This is a genomic window from Pseudoalteromonas sp. (genome assembly GCF_036960685.1).
Lineage (GTDB): Bacteria > Pseudomonadota > Gammaproteobacteria > Enterobacterales > Alteromonadaceae > Pseudoalteromonas.
In genome coordinates this window covers 163183-183325 of sequence record NZ_JBALXK010000002.1, presented here as the reverse complement: position 1 = coordinate 183325, position 20143 = coordinate 163183, and the positions used below count along the sequence as shown (strand labels likewise).

Annotated in this window: 14 protein-coding genes; 5 read left to right on the top strand and 9 right to left on the bottom strand. The window is 41.4% G+C overall.

All coding sequences use genetic code 11. The features are described 5' to 3' along the window. Position 1 precedes the first annotated feature (1 nt). Entirely contained in the window at positions 2-793 is a 792-nt protein-coding gene (locus V7783_RS02950; protein ID WP_335677466.1) for a hypothetical protein, read from the bottom strand. Between the two features lie 298 nt (positions 794-1091). On the opposite strand from V7783_RS02950, the gene V7783_RS02945 reads away from it, so the two are divergent. After that, a complete protein-coding gene (locus tag V7783_RS02945; RefSeq protein ID WP_335677465.1) occupies positions 1092-1499 on the top strand; it encodes a hypothetical protein in 408 nt (135 codons plus the stop codon). A gap of 64 nt (positions 1500-1563) precedes the next feature. Here V7783_RS02945 and V7783_RS02940 read toward each other — a convergent pair whose 3' ends face one another. Then, entirely contained in the window at positions 1564-2733 is a 1170-nt protein-coding gene (locus V7783_RS02940; RefSeq protein WP_335677464.1) for an MFS transporter, read from the bottom strand. 304 nt (positions 2734-3037) lie between these two features. Between V7783_RS02940 and V7783_RS02935 the strand changes: the two genes are divergently transcribed. The 3 genes from V7783_RS02935 (at position 3038) to V7783_RS02925 (ending at position 7534) form a co-directional block, all read left to right on the top strand. Then, complete coding sequence (locus V7783_RS02935; protein ID WP_335677463.1) at positions 3038-3955, top strand: Gfo/Idh/MocA family protein; 918 nt, start codon at positions 3038-3040, stop codon at positions 3953-3955. A gap of 47 nt (positions 3956-4002) precedes the next feature. Continuing rightward, positions 4003-4518, top strand: coding sequence for a M23 family metallopeptidase (locus V7783_RS02930; RefSeq protein ID WP_335677462.1), 516 nt, complete (start codon positions 4003-4005; stop codon positions 4516-4518). An 82-nt stretch (positions 4519-4600) separates the two neighbouring features. Beyond that, positions 4601-7534 (top strand): UvrD-helicase domain-containing protein, encoded by a 2934-nt coding sequence (locus V7783_RS02925; protein WP_335677461.1) that lies wholly within the window; start codon positions 4601-4603, stop codon positions 7532-7534. A gap of 44 nt (positions 7535-7578) precedes the next feature. On the opposite strand, the gene V7783_RS02920 is transcribed toward V7783_RS02925, so the two are convergent. After that, positions 7579-8526 carry a sodium-dependent bicarbonate transport family permease gene (locus V7783_RS02920; protein ID WP_335677460.1) on the bottom strand — a complete coding sequence of 316 codons (948 nt, stop codon included), beginning with the start codon at positions 8524-8526 and terminating at the stop codon, positions 7579-7581. Positions 8527-8669: 143 nt separating this feature from the next. Between V7783_RS02920 and V7783_RS02915 the strand changes: the two genes are divergently transcribed. After that, the gene (locus tag V7783_RS02915; RefSeq protein WP_335677459.1) at positions 8670-9614 is read left to right on the top strand and encodes a LysR family transcriptional regulator; all 945 of its coding nucleotides are present in this window, start codon (positions 8670-8672) and stop codon (positions 9612-9614) included. A gap of 25 nt (positions 9615-9639) precedes the next feature. Here V7783_RS02915 and V7783_RS02910 read toward each other — a convergent pair whose 3' ends face one another. The 6 genes from V7783_RS02910 to V7783_RS02885 all read right to left on the bottom strand — a co-directional run bounded on the left by V7783_RS02910 (position 9640) and on the right by V7783_RS02885 (position 19947). Further along, a complete protein-coding gene (locus V7783_RS02910) occupies positions 9640-10641 on the bottom strand; it encodes a LacI family DNA-binding transcriptional regulator (protein WP_335677458.1) in 1002 nt (333 codons plus the stop codon). Between the two features lie 68 nt (positions 10642-10709). Further along, positions 10710-12236, bottom strand: coding sequence for an MFS transporter (locus tag V7783_RS02905; RefSeq protein WP_335677457.1), 1527 nt, complete (start codon positions 12234-12236; stop codon positions 10710-10712). Between the two features lie 66 nt (positions 12237-12302). Next, positions 12303-13631: a GH1 family beta-glucosidase gene (locus tag V7783_RS02900; protein ID WP_335677456.1), complete on the bottom strand. Its 1329-nt coding sequence runs from the start codon at positions 13629-13631 to the stop codon at positions 12303-12305. Positions 13632-13847: 216 nt separating this feature from the next. Beyond that, entirely contained in the window at positions 13848-15338 is a 1491-nt protein-coding gene (locus tag V7783_RS02895) for a tryptophan halogenase family protein (RefSeq protein ID WP_335677455.1), read from the bottom strand. Beyond that, positions 15335-16888, bottom strand: a complete 1554-nt coding sequence (locus V7783_RS02890; protein WP_335677454.1) for a tryptophan halogenase family protein — start codon at positions 16886-16888, stop codon at positions 15335-15337. The genes V7783_RS02895 and V7783_RS02890 overlap by 4 nt, the downstream gene beginning before the upstream one ends. An 86-nt stretch (positions 16889-16974) precedes the next feature. Then, entirely contained in the window at positions 16975-19947 is a 2973-nt protein-coding gene (locus V7783_RS02885; protein WP_335677453.1) for a TonB-dependent receptor, read from the bottom strand. Positions 19948-20143 lie beyond the last annotated feature (196 nt).

Genomic DNA, 20143 nt, shown 5'->3' with positions numbered 1-20143 from the left:
GCTAATTAGCGTTAGGACAAGCGGGATGTTCAGCGAGTACTTGAGTAACAATTTGCCCAAACAGAGCGTGTTGTTGTTGCTCTAATTCAAGAGCCGAAGTGAAGGGGATCGCATCGGCTAATTCACCAGTGATAACTTCATAAAAGGTCATGGCGGTCAGCATATTACCTGCATAAGAGGCATGGTTTCCATCAGCATTGTACAACTTAGCTGTTGGCATCGCGGCTAATACACGATTCCAAACCAGACCTACAGGTGCAACACAACTGGGCTCTTGTTGGCTAATCGATTGATGTAAATTATAGACACGATCAGCTTCAGCAGGATTGCCTCGTTGCGGGTGCTCAGGGAATAAAATAGGCATGATATTGTTTGTCTTGGCAGTTGCGATTAAACGCCGGGTCTCATCTGTAGGGTAATCAACGGTTCCTGATTGGGAATATTTTTGTCCTTGAAATATAGCGTGGCTCCAACTGTTTTGCTGTAATTGTTCTAAATTTCCAGTCACGGCGACAATCTCATCTAAAAATCGACCACTTATTGTTATTGTTTCTATTGTACTGTTTGGCAGCTGACTAGTGACAAGTGTTTTAAGCATTGCGCCTAATTGCGCACTGTGACTGTTACCATAAATAATCACCTGGTAATCAGCGATTGCACTATTATCGATAGGAGTCGTCGTATCAGGTTGTGTTGATTGCTCAGGTTTATTACTTGTAGAGCCAGAACCACAAGCTGTCAGGTTGAACAATATTAACACCGACAATGTAATAGCTAAGAATTTTGGCAGCATGATCACTTCCGAATAAGTACATTAAAGTGCACAAGAGTTAGGTACAGGTGAGTGTATATGTAAATTCACAAGTTATCAATTTGGTAACAAAAACGCCACTTTGAAAATATTAACTGATGTCAGTTAGATTCATATTAATTACTCATTAAATGGTATTAGACTAAAGTCTATGAGTTAATTTTATTCACCTATTAGGTTTATTTTTATCGTTTGTCGAGATTGCCCCAACGCACTAAAGTTTAATTGTCGGCAATAAATACGACACAACTTAGGTAAATCACCAAATAGGAATATAATCATGAAACGTACACTTATCAAAACCATTGCTCTTTGCTCATTATTTACTTGCTCAGCGGCTGTTATGGCTGATCAGAGTGATTACAAATTAATGGTTATCGAGCAAGAGACTGCACCTCTGCAATTAGAAGAGTCATTTAATAGCTGCGCACTGAATGTGAAGTCAAAAAATTACGAGCAAGCTGAAGCAGTTTGTACCAAAGCAATTGCATTGTTAAAGCAAAGTGATGGGCCAAGAATGAAAGTGCGTGAGCTAACTTCATTTGCATTAAGCAACCGCGGTGTTTCTCGTATGATGGCAAACAATGATGCGGCTGGCCTTTCTGACTTCTATGAAGCTGCACAAATAGCAGACAGCGTCATGGTTTCTCATAACCTGTCGCGAGCTAAAGAAAATCTTTCATTATAGATTAAAGCAAAGTATTTAGAAAACCCCATATTGAGCGTATCAATGTGGGGTTTTTGTTTTTCGATTATCCAGCCACTGGGGTATTGTCCGTGGAAATGCCTTTAAGACTTTTGATCAGCATATAAATACAGGTGGTGAATAAACAGCCCCCTAAATACAGCATAATACCGTTAGCAGAATCAAATAAATTGGCTGCAAGCAACGGCCCAAAGACCGAGCCAAAGCTGTAGCTCAGTAACATGATTTCCGTTGCTGAGACGATTTTTTCAATTGGCAATGCGTCACACGCTAAGGTGATGGCAATAGGGTAAAGTGCAAAGCTTGCAGCCCCTAAAATAAAGTAACTGGCCATTAATACGTTGAAGTGCACTGCGTGCATAATGCCAACAACGCCCATCGCGCCAAATAAACAAAATAGTGCCATTAATAAGCTTTTTGCCATTCGTGTTGATAAATAACTCACCAGCGGTTGTACTACCATGCCGCCTAAAATAATCACCGCCATCAAGGTGCCAGTAAAAGCGGCTTGGTCACTTTGGGCTGCAATATACACCGGCATTAAACCGTAAATTGGGCCAAGTACTAATCCTGAAACTAAGCAGCCTAAAATTGCTGGGCGACTGAGCTTTTTTAACTCAGTTAATTGTAGTTTTTGCGAGTGTTGACTCTGCGGTTGCCCAGATTTAATTAACAGCGGTGCTAACATCGCTAAAAACAATAAAGCAATGACAAACAAATAGGGGACTGAGCCACTGGTGCCAAGCGGATCAATAGCCAGTTGACCAACTGCACTGCCGCCATATAGGGATGTCATATACAGGCCTAATCTTTTTGCCCGCGCTTTGGCTGTGTCGGTCATTAGTAACCAAGATTCAACCACCACAAATACGCCGGCCACGGCAATACCTGCCACAAAGCGAGCTAAAAGCCACACACTGGCTTTAGGTAAAATTAGCTGTGCTGCAACGCTGAAAATTAATAACCCCAAAAATGCGAGAAATGCATGACGGTGGCCTATTTTGGCAACAATACGCTCAATAAAAAAAGCACCCATTAATAAGCCAAGATAAAACACACTGGCCAGCCAAGAGGCTAGTTCATTATCAAGCTCAAAGGCGCTCAATGACAGTGGTATTAGGCTCATTAAAAAGCCTGATGCGATAGCAAAAAAAGACAAGCCAATGACAGGGGCAAGTGGGTTATTTGGTTTATGACCGACAGCGAGCTCAACCATTAAAATATCCGATTAAAAGGCATAAATAATTGCTTGGAGGTGTTTTAATGGCTGGCAATTATTTTTGGTTGGTTAATTTTGCGGCGAATTTAATCCGATTTTGAGCACAAGTAAAGTTATATTTGAATATTTACGCAACATTTTATTTAGAACGATCAGTTAGGTAAATTAACCGGCTATTTACGTCTTTTTGGTATCATTTTCTTAGCTAAATTGTTTAAAATTTGTAGTTGTTTTATCAATCTAAATAATAACTTGATATGCTGTATTTTGGTTTTCTTTATCTAGTAAGGGCAGCAGTAAAATGAGTCAGCTGACAATCGCTTTAGTAGGACTTGGTGATATAGCACAAAAAGCCTATTTACCTATTGCTACGCAACATGCGCAGATCGACCCTATTTTTTGTACACGAAACCTCACAACATTAACGCAATTGGCAAAGCAGTATCGAGTAGAAAAATATTTTACAGATTACCAGGAAGTACTGGCGTGCAAACCAGATGGGGTGATGATCCACACTAATACCGAGTCGCACTTTACATTTGCGAAGCAAGCGCTTGAACAAAAAATTGCCACGTTTGTAGATAAGCCACTAGCTTATAGCTTTAGTGAAGTGAGTGAGCTTATTGAGTTGGCGACTAAACAGAACACGCCATTATTTTTAGGCTTTAATCGCCGCTTTTTACCAAGTATGGCCGATATTGCAAAGCCAAAAATACGCCATCTTAAATGGCAAAAAAACCGCTTAAATTTACCAGCACAGCCGCGCACCTTTATTTTTGATGACTTCATTCATGTGGTTGATAGTTTATGCCATTTTGCAAATGTAGAGCGTTTTGATCAACTTAACCAGTTACAGGTGTTTTCACAATTAGATCCACAAGGCTTATTGGCAGCCATACATATTTGCTTTGAGTTTGAGGGGCGGTTATTTCAAGGTGCTATGGATAGATTAAGTGGCTGCAATGAAGAAGTTGTTGAAATAACCGGTTTGAATGAAAAGTGGCGGATTGAATCACTAACTCATATGACCACTATGAAAAATGGAATGCAGCAGGGCGCAATGCCAAACGATTGGCAAGCAACGCTTTATAAACGGGGTTTTGAGTCAATGCTAGAGGCATGGATAATAGCAGTTAAAGCACAGCAAGTTGATCAATTACAGCTTAAAAAAGATAGCTTAACGCATGAGCTGTGTGAGTGGCTGGTTGCACGCGTATAAAACACTAGTAAGCTATTTTACTCTGAAACGATTACAAGGAAGCTGTCATGAAAGTGATGAAATACCTAGGATTCACACTGCTTATTTTACTGGCTATCGGCATGCTGATACCTGAAAAAATAGTGATCCCAGTCAAAGGTGCTACAGCAAATGATTGGAATCACAATACCTTTTGGTACGGCCCTTGGGGTAAATCAGGTGTGCATAAAGGCATCGATATTTTTGGTAAAAAACACACACCGGTTGTGTCATCCGTCACTGGCATTGTTGTTTACGCGGGTGAACTTAACCGTGGTGGGAAAGTAGTGGCTGTACTTGGCCCTAAATGGCGGTTTCATTATTTTGCCCATTTAGAAAGTTACGCCGTTAATGCCGGTAGCATAGTGTCTAGCAATGAGGTAATTGGGAGCTTAGGAGATACAGGAAATGCGGCCGGTAAACAACCTCATGTTCATTACTCTATTTTATCACTACTGCCATATCCATGGTTAATGACCGCGCAAAGCCAAGGCTGGAAAAAGATGTTCTTTTTAAATCCCCATGAAAAACTGAGCGGGCTGTAAAATAATTAGTGTTATTTTCAGATTTATTGAGTTGCTTGCTTTAAAATACAGGTAATTAATTTTATTAAGGAATTCAGCAGTAATGAATTCTATTCCAGTTAGCCTGTTTGGTCGGGTGTTTGCGAGCAAAGCACGCTTAGCATTTGATCAGCAAGCGCTTGTCATTCGACAAGGTAATACAGTGACTCCTATCGAGTGGAGTGAGTTGTTGGCGCCATTATCTTTCTCTTATGGGGTTTTCGGGCAAACTATTCGCTTTGCCACAGCTGAGCAAAACTATACATTTTTGATGCGAGCATATGGCACTCACCGACAAATTAAAACGAACTGTGAGCAATATTGGCTACACGCAAATATTGCTAAACTTAATGCAGTATTGACTAAAATATCGCAGTTTGTTGAGTTGCGATATTTACGTCAATCTCATGTGGCCAGTTTAAAGCAAGCTGCGCTTGATGAATCTAAGCGCTGGTTACCTTGGGTAAAACAAAGCCCTGTACTGCACTTAGTTGCTAATAAAATAACCTTACTTGAACAATATGCTAATTGGCGTGAGCAACTCACCCAGCATCTACAACAGCGCTACCTTACTAAGCAAGTTAAATTACACGCCCGCTTTTTTGATGCGGTTGAGACAAACCCTTTAACACTCAGTCAAAGGCAAGTGTGTATTATTGATGACGACAACAACTTATTGTTAGCTGGGGCGGGTACCGGCAAAACCAGTGTAATGATTGGCCGAGCAGGTTATTTAGTCACAAGTGGGCAAGCGCAATACAGTGATATTTTATTGTTAGCTTACGGCCGAAAAGCAGCTGATGAAATGGATGAAAGGATTAAAAATAAACTCGTCAGTGATAAAATAAAGGCTGCAACCTTTCACAGCATTGGTCTTGCGATTATTGCTAAGGTTGAAAATGCCAAACCCAGCATGAGTGTGCTTGCCCAAGATGAACAAGCAAAAGCTAAATGGGTGCAACAATGTTTTGAATCACTGATTGATAACAACGAGCGTTATCGCACTCTAGTGCTGGATTATTTTAGTAAATATTATTACGTCGAAAAAAATGAGTTTGATTTTAAAACCTTAGGTGATTACTACAGTTATTTAAACGATAACGATATTCGCAGTCTTAAAGGCGAAAAAGTAAAAAGCTTTGGCGAACTCTACATTGCTAATTGGCTATTTTATCACGGCATAGACTATCAGTATGAAGCGCCGTATAAAGTGGTGGTAAAAACTGTTGAGCGAAGCCAGTATAAGCCTGATTTTTACTTGCCGCAGTACGATATTTATATTGAATACTATGGTATTGATGATGCAGGCAATACTGCTCCTTATATTGATAAACAACACTATCATCAGTCAATTGATTGGAAAAATACCACCCACGCCACTCATAATACGCAGTGTATAGCGCTCAATTTTGGCCAGCATAAAAAAGGTCAGTTATTAGATGAGCTTAACAAAGCGCTTGCAAGTGCAGGTGTGCGAACTCAAATGCTACCAAAGCAATCACTGCTTGAAAGCTTAAAAGAAACGGGCCAGATCACAGTATTAGCTCAGCTATTTAGTGAACTAATTGGCTTGTACAAAGCTGCTTATTTAAATGCTCATGATGAAGCGGATATAATTAAACGCAGTGCCGATGCTAAGCAAACAAAGCAGGCACTTGCGCTGCTAAATCCGATTATAGCCTCTTATAATAAACATCTTTCGCAGTGCGGTGAAATTGATTTTGAAGATATGATCATCAAAGCAATTGGCTATGTAGAGTCAGGTCAATTTGTCTCACCTTGGCGCTATATTATGGTTGATGAGTTTCAGGATATTTCACACTCTAGAGCGCGATTAGTTAAAGCTCTGCGTGATAGCCGTAAAGGGTGCTCGGTATTTGCTGTGGGTGATGATTGGCAAGCGATTTACCGCTTTAGCGGCGCAGATATAAAGTTAACCACACAGTTTAAAACGTATTTTGGTTTTACCACCGAAGCGCAATTGGACACTACTTTTCGTTTCAATAATAAAATAGCCGAGGTTGCTTCAGCATTTATAAGTAAAAATCCTGCGCAACTTAATAAAACCATAACGTCTTTAACTCAAGTAACGCAGCCTGCGGTATCAATACTAAGACGTGGCAATAAAGCGCCGACTTTTACTTTTAACCCTACTTTTGCCCATAATCACAGCCAGCTCCCAGAGCTTAGTAATGGCGCAATAGCCGATGTACTGGGTGCAATTCACGCTACAGTGTGCAAACCCACGACGGTTTATTTTTTGGCACGGTTTTGGTTTCAACTACCAACCCAAACAGATATTAACGCTATGCAAGCGAAATATCCGCTGTTAAAAATTCAGTCTCAGACCTTTCATGCAGCAAAAGGCAAAGAGGCTGAATATGTGGTGATCATCGGTTTACAAAAAGGGAAACATGGTTTTCCAAGCGAAAAAATAACGCCTGCCATTATTGATGCATTGCTGCCTGAGCAAGAGGATTTCGCATTTGCTGAGGAGCGACGGTTATTTTACGTTGCACTGAGTCGGGCTAAAAAGCGGGCCTATATAATTGCAGATATGACCAATGCAAGCTGTTTTGTTACAGAGTTAATCGCCGAATACGATGTAGAGCTGAATGAATTTAACAGTGACATAGCGCAAAGTCATAGTGGAGAAATTAATTGTATGCGCTGCGATACCGGCGTATTGAAAAAACAAACGGGGCGCTTTGGTTTATTTTACAGCTGTTCGTTATTTCCGCGTTGTGAGCACAAAGAAAAGCCTTGTCAGCAGTGCCAAAGCCCAATGACCCGCAGCCGCCATGCCGGATTTAAATTGTGCGTTAATGAGTCGTGCAATCACATGCAACCTATATGTGATAAATGCGGCGCTGAGATGGTATTGCGCCAAGGTGTCAAGGGGTCGTTTTGGGGGTGTAAAAACTATCAAGGCAATGATCCGCTCAGCTGTAAAAATGGCAAAGACAGTAAAGCAATTAAATGGCCTGAGGTAGTTTAACAGTAGACAGATAAGGACTAATTAGCCCTTATCTGTTGTTTAATTTATTGCATCATTCCTGCCAATTGGTGATACAAACCAATCCCTAGCGTGACGTTAAATGCGAAGGTAATACCCAGAGAGCTGAGCATTGCCAAGCCTATATCTGCTTTTGGAATGGCGGCTTTAATCGCTGCGGGGGCGGCAATATAGGAGGCGCTGGCCACTAAGCTTGCTAGCACAACCACAGAACCTAACTCGAGCTTTAATACTGTGCCGACAGCGACACCAATTACGCCTAAAAATAGCGGTGTGACTAACGCAAATAATGCAACCCGCCAGTGATGCCATGGAATAGGGCGCAGTGTTTTGGCTGCTGTTAATCCCATTTCCAGTAAAAATAACGCCAGCACGACTTTAAAGCTGCTAGTCAGTAGGTTAGTGACTTGGCTGCCTTGTTGTGTGCCGTAAAGCATGCCGATAATCACGCCACCGACTAACAGAATGATGCTTTTATTGGTTAGGGTTTCATGCCAGAGTGTTTTTAATGAAAGCGTGCCTGTATTGTTATTTTCTTTATTAAGACGTCTGTAAAGTAATAACCCTACAATGATTGCTGGTAATTCTAGCATTACTAAATAAAGTGTAACCTCTGCGCCAACAATGAGTTGTGACGATTCTGCATAAGCCAGTGCAACGGCAAATGTCCCTGCGCTTACTGAGCCGTAATGGGCTGCAATACTTGCGCTATTAGCGACAGAGAGTCTTACGAGGTATTTTAAAATGGGGTAGAGCATTAACGGAATAAATGCCCCCAACAACATCACCGAGCCCATTTCTGGTAGTAACTGCCAGCTCAAATTACCATGTAAAACCATGCCACCTTTTAAGCCAATAGTGAGCATTAATAACAAGCTGAGCGTTTCGTAGGTCGCTTGTGGTATTTTTAAATCAGATCGCAACAGCCCTGCAACTAAGCCTAAAATAAAAAACATAACAACAATATCTGGCACACCTTTCTCCTTTATATTTGAAGTGGCGCTATTGTAGTGAAAATATTGCATAGAAAATAATAAAATGATTAGTGGTTATGTATAGGTTATTATCTATAGGTTTTTTTCATTCGTTATTTTTTTACTTTACTTAAGAGGCTGGCATGGATTTAAGGCACATATCATTTCGACTCCTTGAAGTATTTATGAGTGTGGTAAAAACGGGTTCAATCAGTAAGACCGCAAGAGCGCTGCATTTAACTCAGCCTACGGTATCTTTGCAAATTAAGCGCTTACAAGAGGCGGTTGGTGAACCGTTAATTTTAATCCAGCAGCAAAAGTTAACCGTTACCGAAGCAGGGCTAGCGTTATTTAGAACTTGCCAGCAAGTATTCGGTCAGTTTGATGATTACAAAGATTTTTTAGCAGAGCTTAGAGGCGGTGAACGCGGCCGCTGTAAAATTGCTATGGTCAATACGGCGCAATATATTTTGCCTAAATTACTTGGGCCCTATAGTAATATGCACCCGCATGTTGAACTGCCGCTAGAAATTGGTAACAGGGCTGAAGTGTTAGCAAGGTTTGAGCGTGGAGAGGACGACATTTATGTATTTAGTCACCCACCATCTCTAGAGCACGCAAAAGCTGCGCGCTTTTTACAAAACCCACTCGAGTTCATTGTGCCAAGCGAACATCCTCTTGCAGCAGCAACTGAGACCACCTTAGCTGAGCTGACAAATTATCGGTTTTTATTAAGAGAGCCCGGCTCCGCTACGCGGATGTTATTTGAAAGCGAATTACAAAGTAGAGGCTTAGTGCTAAGTGACAGCGTACAAATGGCGAGTAATGAGGCGATTCGGGTGGCGGTTTCATCAGGAATGGGCGTTGCAGTGCTTTCTCGTCATGTACTGCCAAAAGGCGATGAGAGTATTAAAGTACTCAGTGTCAGTGAGTCTCAACTTGCCAGTCATTGGTATTTTGTGATCCGTACCGATCGACATCTATCCCATGCAGCACGCAGCTTTTTGCAATTTGCAGAGCACAATTTAGAGCGCTTTTTAGATGCTCGTTGGGTGTGTAACGAGCTTCACGGTCTTGACCTAAACTGAGTCAATATTGTTATTTACCTACAAGTTATTTAACAGTGGGCGTTGAGTCGCGCAAAATTAAATTTGGCTGGAATACATGACTAATCGTGATGCCGGTGTGCTTATAAATATCTTTAAGTACTAAGTTAGCAGCCATTTTGCCCATTTCTGGCACTGGGTTATTAATTGTTGTAAGCGTTGGGTACAGGTAATTGGTAAAAATAACGTTATCGTAGCCTATAATGGCAAGGTCGCTTGGTAGATTAAAGCCATGCTCTCGGGCATATTTCATGGCTCCCGAGGCCATTTCATCATTAGCGCAAACCAGTGCTGTAAAAGAAACGTTGTTATCGATGAACGACTTTAAGCCATCATTACCGCCTGTTTCTTTGAAATCGCCAATGTAAAATAAGTTTTCATCAAACTCGATATCAAACTCTTTTAGAGCTTGTTTATGGCCTTTAAGTCGATCTGATGCATCTATTTTAAATTGTGGCCCTGCAATATAAGCTATATTTTTATGTCCGCGGGTGATCATGGTTTTAGTCGCTAAGTAACCACCCATTACGTTGTCTAAACTAATGCAGTTTTCTTTGATTTCTTCTACATAACGGCTCATTAAGTAAATAGGTGTTTTACCTTTACTCAGTTCAATTAAGTACTCGTTTGAGACGGCTTCAACATGGGCAATGATGGCATCGCAATTACGGCTGATCAAAAATTCAAAGCCGTTTTTTTCCTTGCTTTCATCACTGTGCCCAGGGGTTATAATGACGTGTTTACCTGCAACTCGAAGTTGCTCTTCAATCGCCGACATCATTTGACCGAAAAATGGACCGTCTAACTCTGAGACTAAAATACCAACACTGCTGGTTCTGCTTGAAGCGAGTGAGCGTGCGATAGAGCTTGGTTGATAGCCAAGCTCTTGCATTGCTTCCATCACTTTCTTTTTAGTTTTTTTACTCACGTAGTCATTATTGTTCAGAACTCTGGACACAGTAGACAGGGATACACCTGCAAGCTCTGATACCTGATAAATTGTAGCCATTGATTTCCTAACGTTAATACTCTGTTTTATATGATATTTTATAAATCAGTTTTGAGTGTTAATGTAATTTACACATTACTGCGCCTAATTGCCAAGTCTTCTGTGATTTTTTGTGTCATTTGCGAAGTCAGTGGGTATATTAGCATCAAAATAGCCCCTAAGAAGGCAAATGCAGCAGGTATCCAGCTCATTAACAACTGCATGCCGGGAAGTGATTGCTTGATAGTTGCTTCGTCCATACCGTTATAGCCGTAACCAGCTAACACAACCAGCACTAGAGCCCCTGCAAATCCACCGCCAGTTTTTTGTACAAAGGTGCCAGCAGAGTAAATTAAGCCAGTTGCACGGCGTTTGTTTTTCCATTCAGAATAATCAGCTGAGTCACCTAACATACTAAAAAACAGCGTAGGCATCATTGCGGCAAAAAATTCAGCTGCACAACCAAAGGTAAATATCGCCACTATATTGCCACTTGGCACCCAATAGAATGCGGTCGTTAATAAACCACTCAATACCAGCGAGAGAACAAATAAATTACGCTTGCCGATCATCTCGGCCAATTTGCCGGTAACAAGGGCGCCAAAAATAGAGACAATTAACAACGCAACAAAATATTGCCCAGCCATAAGCTCATCAGCCACTTGGTACTTAAAGTAATAGGCAATAACACCATATTTAATACCGTTAAACATCATGGTTAAAAAGCCAATACCGAGCAGGATAAGCCAAGGTTTGTTGGTTAATAAATCCACCATGTCGCGCTGCGTACCTGTTAAATTACTCTGATCTTTATTGAGTAGTTTTTTTATTACGAAAGTCATTGCAGCCATAACCACTGCGAAGAATAAGCCACTGTAAATATCACGGTAGTAAAAGAATAAAGTGGTTGCCAGCAGCGGTAGAATAATAAATGGCAGATTTATGGTTAAATCTTTGAGCTCTGATTTTAAACTCCCTTCGTTTGATGCATGCGGCACTACGCGCTCTTTTGTGGATACAAAAGTGATCACCATCAGTGCTATCAATAGCGCTGCAAATAAATACATGGTTAGTTGGTAGCCTTTGGCGTTATCACCCGCACCAAAGTAAGCTACTAGCTCGGGTAAAAACCCCATAACCAGTAATCCGCCTGCAAAGGCCCCAGCAAAACGAAAACTAGATAGCTTTGTTCGCTCTGTGTCATCAGGACTCATAACCCCCATTAAGGCCGAATAGGGCACATTACTCACTGTATAAGCGAGGGTTAAACCAATGTAAGTCACGTAGGCGTAAATTAATTTATTCGTTTCATTAAAGTCAGGGGTGGTAAAACACAACACCATAAATAACCCCAAAAAGGGTGCAGACCAAAGTATCCACGGTCTAAATTTACCAAAGCGAGTGTTTGTTCTATCTGCAATCATGCCCATAATAATATCGGTAACGCCATCTGATAGGCGCACGACCAGAAATAACATGGCAGCCGCTGCTGCAGATATTCCAAAGGTGTCGGTATAAAACACCGCAAGATAGGCAAGGGCACCACGCCAAACTAAATTAGCACCGGCATCGCCCATGGCGTAGCCGACTTTTTCATATAAAGGTATTTTATTCACTGTGTGTTTCTTATCGTTGTTTTAAGTGACTAGCCGATTTTATTTTCATTCATCGGCTAGCATAAATTACCGGCTCGTGATCAAGTTACTGTATGCAAGGCCACTGGCTTTAACTGTACGTTGTTGCGTATGATAATCAACGTATACAATACCAAAACGCTTTAAATAACCCTCTGCCCATTCAAAGTTATCCATTAAGCTCCAAGCAAAATAGCCATCAATGCGCACACCTTGTTGCGTTGCATTGTGAAGCGCTGTTAAGTGTTGCTGATAGTAGCTGATACGATCTAAATCGTTTACTTGGCCATCATCAATAGTATCCTTCATTGCTGCACCATTTTCGGTAATATAAACAGGTGGCAAGGTATATTTTTCGTTTAGTGATACTAGCAACTCAGTTAAGGCTTGTGGGTAAATCTCCCAGCCAATATCGGTTAAAGGCCCTTGATGCGGTCGTTCATCGTAAAAGTCATCGTCACTTGCTTGATAATGTAAGCGGGTATAAAAATTAACGCCGAGGTAGTCTAAAGGCTGCGCAATGATATCCATGTCACCTGGGTGAATATCTGGGCGCTGCTCGCTTGGTAATTGGTCTATGATATCAGGATATTTGCCTTCCATTACTGGGCGCATATACCATTGATTAATGTAATCATCAGCGAAGGCTGTTGCTTTTAAGTCAGCGTCACTTTGGCTAACTGGATAGCAAGGCGTAAAATTAAGCACAATACCATTTAGCGCATTAGGACTATTTTTAGCAAGTTTTTGCATCGCAAGGCCATGGCCGAGTAATAAGTGATGGGCTGCTTTGCGGCCAAATTCTCGGCCAACAATACCCGGTGCATGCACACCAATTTCATAGCCTAAGTAGGAGCTGCAAAACGGCTCGTTAAGTGTTGCATAAGAATAAACACGTTCAGCAAATGCTTCGCTTACCAAATCTACATATTTTGCATATTCAAAGGCAGTATTACGATTAAGCCAGCCACCTTGATCTTCTAAATGCTGCGGTAAATCCCAGTGATAAAGCGTTACAAACGCTTTGATGTCACGACGGGCCAGCTCATCTAAAATATCTGTATAAAACTTAATACCCACAGGGTTAAGGCTGCCATCAGCTTTGATTACCCGTGGCCAAGATATTGACAATCGATAAGCATCAACACCTAAAGAGTCTATTAGCTCAATATCGGCTGCCCAATTGTTATAGTGATCGCAAGCAACTAACCCGTTTGAATTATCGGCAATTTTGCCAGGAGTAGCGCAAAAGGTATCCCAAATACATGGCAGTCGGTTGTCTGCACCGCCTTCAATTTGAAATGATGCTGTAGCAACACCAAAAGTAAACTCATTGCTAAGTAGCGGTGAGTTAGCGGGTAAAGATAATTTTTTCATTAATAGAAAACCTCTGCTTGCTTATACTGTCTGTAAATACGTTTTATAGTGAAAATGCAATTAATCTGAAAGCGCTTCCATGTTTGATTTTATTGTTGCTCTAGCGCGATATTTAATGTTATTTCGGGAAGCGCTTCCATATTTAGATTAGTGGCTATTTCTTAACAGGTCAATAGTTAAATTTAGATAACCAGAAATAGCGTTATATTTAGCATTTTAATCAGTTGGGCAATATTGCTGCAAAAATACTTTATGGGATGGCAGTGCCGCAACTCGTTGGCTGATCTGTTGTTTAATACTCGTCAAAAAGCGGGTTAACTCTTCATCAGTCATTAAACTGGCAATTAAGTGATATTGCTCTGGCTTGATGCCCTGACCAAGCATTACTTGCACCCATGAGTCGACTCTGAATATATCACCATCGTCTAAAAATACCCGCCCTGTGCGTTTAAATAAGCTAATTTTATGGGCTAGGGTGTCGGGCACCTCCATACTATTACAGTGGCGCCAAAACTCACTATCGGTGCGTTCAGTTACTTTGTAATGCAATACGATAAAGTCGCGAATATTTTCGATTTCACTTTTTAGCTGCTTGTTATATTCGCTGACTGCTTGCTCAGTAATGCCATTAAATGGAAAAAGCCGCATAAAGCGAATGATACCCGACATAATTAGGTGAATACTGGTGGATTCGAGCGGCTCGACAAAACCACTAGCAAGCCCTAATGCAAGGCAGTTTTTATTCCAACCTTTACGACGGCGACCTGTTGTAAACTTGATGATTTTCGGCTCAGTTAGCGGGTCACCTTGAATGTTTTCAAGCAGTAATTGCGTTGCTTGATCATCCCCTAAATAGCGACTGCAATAGACTAAGCCATTTCCAACACGCTGTTGTAAGGGGATTTGCCATTGCCAGCCGGCCTCATGGGCAATTGCGCGGGTGTAGGGTTTTATATCTTCATCAATAGCTTTTGTTTGCACTGCCACAGCGCTGTCGCAAGGCAGTAAATGCGACCAGTCTTCGTAACCAGTATGCAGTGCTTGTTCAATCAGCAAGCCACGAAAGCCTGTACAGTCAATAAAAAAGTCACCCTCTATAGTACTATTGTCATTCAGAGTTAAGCTGTCAATAAAGCCTGAACCAGGGCATTTATTTACCTGTGTAATTTTACCTTCGAGGCGGATAACCCCTAAGTTTTCTGCAAACTTACGTAAAAATAATGCATAGCGACTTGCATCCATGTGAAATGCATAGTTAATCGGGTTTTGTTGATTAAAGGCAAACTTATTTTGTTTGGCGGCTTGCAGTTCATAGCAGTATTGGCCAAATTCAGACTCTAACCCTAATGATAAACTGTGTAGCCAAAAATGATGAAATTCTCCCGCCCAGCACTCTTTTCCTGTCATGCCAAATGAGTGAATGTACTGAGTATTTGTTTGCCCCCAGCTCTCAAAACTAATGCCTAATTTGAAGCTTGCTTGAGTGGCTTGCATAAACGCTTGCTCATTAATACCGAGCAATTTATGAAAGGTACGAATGGGTGGAATTGTCGCTTCACCAACACCTACCGTGGCAATGTCATCAGATTCAATCAAGGTCACATTAATATTTTTACCGACTAATTTACTCAGTGCCGCTGCCGCCATCCAACCGGCAGTGCCACCACCGGCTATTACCACATTGTTGATATTGTTATTGTGTCTCATTGCTGAGCCTTTTGACTTGGTGTTTGCTCAAAAAGTTGCGTTAGTAGTGCTCGATTTTTTGGCAAAGCTTGTAAATATTGCGCTATTTTTTCTCGGTTTTGCTGATAAAAATAGTGCCCCGTTTCAGAGTTGTTAAGTGCTTTATTGGCTGTATTATTGTGGGTATTAAATCCCATACCGTAAAGTACATATTGGTAACTCGCAGAAGGGAATACTTCTTCATTTTCAATAAAGTCAAAGCGACTTGGTGGTTGGTATTGCCAAACCTCCATAAGCTCAGCCAAACGGGGTGGAGTACTCGCAGCGGTTTTTATATCCAGCCAATATTGGCTGTCATCACGCTCACTTAAAATGTAGTGCAATTTTAAAAAATCGATAACTCGTTGCCAACGATAGCTAAAGCGTTGATTGAATCGAGTCGCTAATAATGCCATGTGATTACGATCTTGTGGCATTTGTTCACTTAACATCGACAGCGATAGCTCCACCATGGCAAGGGCTGAGGCTTCCAGTGGCTCTATAAATCCTTGCGACATCCCCACTGCAATACAGTTTTTTATCCAAAATTGTTCTCTATACCCTGGGGTGAACTCCAGCTTGCGAGTATTAAGTTGCTCGGCAAGTTCTGCGCCTACTGATTGTGCTGCATAGCTTTTTAAGGTATCAACCGCGGTTTGTTCATCACAGTACTTATCGCAGTAGGTATAGCCAATACCACGGCGGCTAGGTAAGCCGATATCCCAGATCCAGCCTGATGATTGTGCAGTCGATAATGTTGCGCTGGCAATGTCTTGTTGTTCATTTATATAGGGCAGATGCGCGGCAATAGCACTGTTGTTAAACAAGGTATGCTCTTGATTGATAAGTGTTGAATTGTAATGGTCAGCAATTAAGCGTCCACGTGCACCGGAACAATCAATAAATAAGTCACCGGTTACCTCACCATGCAGTTTAGTTGTTAATGAGCAAATATAACCGTCATTGTCATTATTAACAGCCATAACATCATCGACAATATGGTTTACACCGAGCTGCTTTACGCAATGACTTTTTAAGAATTCCGCAAATTTACTGGCATCGAGATGATAACCGTAGTTAGTCACTGCTGCGTACTCAGGTGTGGTAATTTGTTTTGGCGCAAGAGCCGCTTGGCAAACAAAGCTTTGCATATTTAAAGCATCAGCGTATTTTTGGTTGGCTGCATGTTGTTGCCAGTAAGCATGAAGATTGGTCTCTAAATACCCATGTGGCGTCATAAATGGGTGATAGTAGTTTTCACCTGGGTTTAAATTACGCCAGTTTATAAACTTAGAGCCTTGCTTGAATGAAGCATCGCAGTGCTTTAGAAAATCGACTTCTTTAATACCGATGCGCTTTAGCGTATTACGCATTGAAGGCCAGGTGCCTTCACCAACGCCTGAAATAGCAATATTGGCAGATTCAATCAAGGTTATCTGTTTATCTGGGTGCTCAGCGCCAAGTAATCCTGCACTAAGCCAACCTGCAGCACCTCCACCGAGTACCACAATGTGTTGTATTTTTTTATTCATTGTGTGCTCTTATGTTGTCTAATTGAAACGACAAAAGCCGCTAACAAATAGCGGCTTGATACTCATTATTTATGAGTAATACCATCTTAAAAGTTATAGCGCATACCTATGTTATAACGGGCGCCATTTTGTTCCAAGTTCCATAATTGCGCTTGGTAACGGCCATGCTGACGCATGTTTTGCTCAGTTATATTAAGTCCTTCAACGAAGAATGACATTTTTTCATTGAAGTTATATGCAATATTAAAATCTATTTGATAATACTCTTCAGTAAAGCTGGGCTCATTAACATAGCGAGCGGCATTGTTTAAGAATTTATCACGCCAGTTATAGGCAATACGTGCTTGAAACTTATCGTTTTCATACATAGCAATGAAGTTAGCTGTATCACTCAAACCTACAAGGGCAAATTGGGTAGTGGTTGGATCAGCCGCAACATTAAAGTCAATATCACCATTTACGATAGTGTAGTTAGCTTGTAAACCAAAACCACTTTCACCAAAGAAATGTTGCACAGCAAATTCATAGCCATCGATTTTTGCATCTTTGTTATTGGTTGGTACTTGTGCTGTAAAGTCCATTAATGGGTCGTCAGCATTAGGTAAAACATCATAGGCAGCTTCAAACTCGTCATAGCTCATTGAGTCAAAAGCAACGCCATTTTCCATTGCAGCGACCATTTGGAATAAGTTTGCATCGGTAAATGCTAAGCCTCTTGCTTCAAGCTCTGCTTTGGCCGCTTCGGCGCGAGGACCGGCAGAGGCATCACGTAAGCCGTAGTAGTTTTGCGTCATTGGTGTTAAGCCAATAAAATTATCCACTTTTTTATTAAAGTAGCCTACGGACACATAACTTACATCAGTAAAGTACCATTCAGCAGAAACATCAAAGTTGTCAGATTCGAGCGGCACAAGAGCAGGGTTACCTGTCGCAGCAGGTGCATTCGTGGTACCAGGAATAATTGTTGGACCTGTTGGTACGCCTACTGTTGCTGCAGAACTTAAATTATCATAAGTAGGGCGGGCAATCGTTGTGCTGTATGAAGCTCGAAGCGTAACGTCTTCAACAACATTAATATCAAAGTCTAAGCTGGGTAAAAAGTGGTTATAGCTTGAACTTAAAGAATAATCATCTTTATTGGTACCGTAACGCACATTAAAATCATTATTACCTTCCCATGCTACTGCATCCGGCAAATCAATGTTTGCTGTTGAGGTAATATCGGTTGTTTCGTAGCGCGCGCCAATCACTAAATTAAATGGCATACCACTAATTTCGTTACTGTAGTTGTATTGTACAAAGGCTGCTTTGATATCTTCTTCAATGGTGCGGTTGGTTGCAAATGCGCCATCCGCAGCAAAATTAAAACCATATTGCTCTGCTGCCCAGTAACCAATTTGCGATGCACTACCGGTGAAACCTTGATCGAATGAACCACTGGTGTCGTAATCATCAAACTCAGCTAGGAAATTAGTGGGGTCTAAATAGCCATCAGGTAGTTCGCCTGGGTTTTCAATGCCCCAGTTACCCATGGTATTTCTGGTAAGTGATTGCAATGACTGGCTTTCCATAGAGCGTGATTCAATACCAAAATCTATACTGCCGTTGTCCATTACATAGTTACCGTGCAGACGAAACTCATCAACGGTTGATTCTTGACTGGCAAAGTTAGCATCTAAAATAGAGGTACCTACATCAGCTTGCTCTAATGCACCTGTGCAGTTTAGGTTTGCGCGACTGCAATCGTCAAAATCGATTATCATAGAGGGCAGATCTCGGCTGAAGTCAACTTGTTGCGCCGCAACCACATTTGCACCTAAGCCTGCATTGATCCAGCTACCATAAGGCGCGTCAGGCTTGCTAGTTGCTTTTGAACTATGCGCATCAAACATAAAGCGTAGTTGGTCGTTAAAATAGTACTCAAGATTTAAACCAATCGATTTATTTTCATTTACTTGGTTTTGTTCTTGTAACGCTAAACCTAAATCGCGAGTGGATAAATCACGGCGTTCTTCTTGGTAGTAAATTGGCGTTTTAACCTCGTTATCATCAAAGATCAAATGGGTTTTATAGTTATCCATCCAAATTGATTGCTCTGCGCGCGCTTCAAATAATTCTTGTTGAGAATAAGTATAATCAAGCGTTGCGGTGAGTGAGTCTACAGGGCTGTATTGCAAGGTGAGTTGTGCATTGGTTCGAGTACGTTCACGATCAGCAATGGTGTAACGTAAATCAGATGGCATTGAATAATATTGGCCCATTGCAGGGGCGTTTTCTAATACAATATCATCTGCCGCTTGTGGGATGGTGCCATCGTATTCAGTGGTGCGCCATTCGCCAACGAATGCACCTGTTGCCGAGCTGTCACGCTGTTGCATACTGGCGGTAAGTGATGCGCCAAATTTCGCATCTTCATCTGTCCAACTGAAGATCCCCGAAATTTCCGGCGTTACATCATCACCAACACGGTTGGTTGTATCGTGTTGCGCTTTTACCCCGACATTGGCAACTAGGCCTGGATTATCTAGCGGACGAGCTGTATTGATATTTATTGTTGCACCGATACCACCTGATGCAATACTGGCTTTGCCAGTTTTATATACCTCGACCGATTTAACACTTTCTGATGCTAGATTGGCAAAATCATAAGCGCGAGAATTAGGCGCACCGCCACCGGCAGGAAGAGACGCTGCAGGCATAGTACGTCCATTTAACGTTACCATATTATAATCAGGGCCAAAGCCACGAACGGTGACTTTGGAGCCTTCGCCATTGCTGCGGTCAATCGATACACCAGTAATACGTTGTAACGATTCAGCTAGGTTAGTATCAGGGAATTTACCAATGTCTTCAGAAGATATTGCATCAACAACGCCCGACGAATACCGCTTTAGTTGTGTGGACTCTTTAATACTACCTTTAAAACCAGTCACTTGAATTACTTCAAGTTCTTCTTGTTTCTCAACCTCTGCTGCGTAGGCTGATAGCGTGGTTGCTGCACCTAAAATCAAAGATAAGCTGGTCGCTAACTTTGTTTTTTTTAAAATATGACTCGACATTAGGTTTCCCTCGTACTGTTATCATTATTATTAACCGTCTTTATTACAAGCGGTATTACTGTGTGTGGAAGCGCTTCCAGAAAATAATGTGGCAATATGTGAAAGCGCTTCCAGAGAAGGCTAGTGGAATTTTAACGTTACGTCAACAAATGAGTTTAATTAATTGGGATAAAAATGTGTCTAAATTGTATCGTGA

Excerpts from the sequence above, each read along its gene's own strand:
- V7783_RS02950 (WP_335677466.1), bottom strand. The coding sequence starts at position 793 with ATGCTGCCAAAATTCTTAGCTATTACATTGTCGGTGTTAATATTGTTC.
- V7783_RS02945 (WP_335677465.1), top strand. The coding sequence starts at position 1,092 with ATGAAACGTACACTTATCAAAACCATTGCTCTTTGCTCATTATTTACT.
- V7783_RS02940 (WP_335677464.1), bottom strand. The coding sequence starts at position 2,733 with ATGGTTGAGCTCGCTGTCGGTCATAAACCAAATAACCCACTTGCCCCT.
- V7783_RS02935 (WP_335677463.1), top strand. The coding sequence starts at position 3,038 with ATGAGTCAGCTGACAATCGCTTTAGTAGGACTTGGTGATATAGCACAA.
- V7783_RS02930 (WP_335677462.1), top strand. The coding sequence starts at position 4,003 with ATGAAAGTGATGAAATACCTAGGATTCACACTGCTTATTTTACTGGCT.
- V7783_RS02925 (WP_335677461.1), top strand. The coding sequence starts at position 4,601 with ATGAATTCTATTCCAGTTAGCCTGTTTGGTCGGGTGTTTGCGAGCAAA.
- V7783_RS02915 (WP_335677459.1), top strand. The coding sequence starts at position 8,670 with ATGGATTTAAGGCACATATCATTTCGACTCCTTGAAGTATTTATGAGT.
- V7783_RS02910 (WP_335677458.1), bottom strand. The coding sequence starts at position 10,641 with ATGGCTACAATTTATCAGGTATCAGAGCTTGCAGGTGTATCCCTGTCT.
- V7783_RS02900 (WP_335677456.1), bottom strand. The coding sequence starts at position 13,631 with ATGAAAAAATTATCTTTACCCGCTAACTCACCGCTACTTAGCAATGAG.
- V7783_RS02895 (WP_335677455.1), bottom strand. The coding sequence starts at position 15,338 with ATGAGACACAATAACAATATCAACAATGTGGTAATAGCCGGTGGTGGC.
- V7783_RS02890 (WP_335677454.1), bottom strand. The coding sequence starts at position 16,888 with ATGAATAAAAAAATACAACACATTGTGGTACTCGGTGGAGGTGCTGCA.
- V7783_RS02885 (WP_335677453.1), bottom strand. The coding sequence starts at position 19,947 with ATGTCGAGTCATATTTTAAAAAAAACAAAGTTAGCGACCAGCTTATCT.